The sequence below is a fragment of the Candidatus Symbiopectobacterium sp. NZEC135 genome (assembly GCF_025962695.1).
Map to the genome: position 1 here is coordinate 1 of NZ_JAGFPF010001409.1, position 555 is coordinate 555.

Consider the following 555-nt stretch of genomic DNA (forward strand, 5'->3'; position numbering starts at 1 on the left):
AGCCAGCGCGTTGGAAGTGGTGTTCAACTGGTGAACGATGCGGGTAAAACCATGCAGGAAATGACGCAGGCGGTCAGTTCTGTACAAAGTATCATTGGTGAAATTGCCACTGCATCAGATGAGCAGGCGAAAGGCATTAGCCAGGTCAGCATTGCCGTCAATGAAATGGATGGCGTCACCCAGCAAAACTCTGCCTTGGTTCAGGAGATGTCCGCTGCGGCCAGTTCGCTTGAGGAGCAATCCCTCTTGCTGGCACAAACCATTGAACATTTCCGTCTGAATGCAGAACCAACGCTGGCACTGCCCGGCGCACGCTAAACGGCCGTACAACGCGTCACCCAAGGACGGTATCATTGGTTTATTATTCTGATGATACCGTTCACCACACCACGCGCGCCTAACGACGTCCCCGCACATGGGTATTGGCAGACCATTCATAGGTGGTATTAGTATCAGGTTTAAATTTATTTTTCTTCTGCTCTGCGCGAGCCTGCTTAGCTGCCGACTCGCGTTCTTTCATCAACTTATCGATGTAATCGTCTTTAATACGGTTAT

2 protein-coding genes are annotated in these 555 nt (G+C 50.5%); one reads left to right on the top strand and one right to left on the bottom strand.

Annotated elements, in window-relative coordinates:
* Window positions 1-318 (top strand): methyl-accepting chemotaxis protein (locus J5224_RS34540; protein ID WP_264629333.1); only part of this gene is annotated, 318 nt, incomplete at its 5' end.
* Between the two features lie 79 nt (window positions 319-397).
* Here J5224_RS34540 and yjbD read toward each other — a convergent pair.
* The coding region (gene yjbD / locus J5224_RS34545; RefSeq protein ID WP_264629334.1) for a DUF3811 domain-containing protein at window positions 398-555 on the bottom strand (158 nt) is incomplete at its 5' end.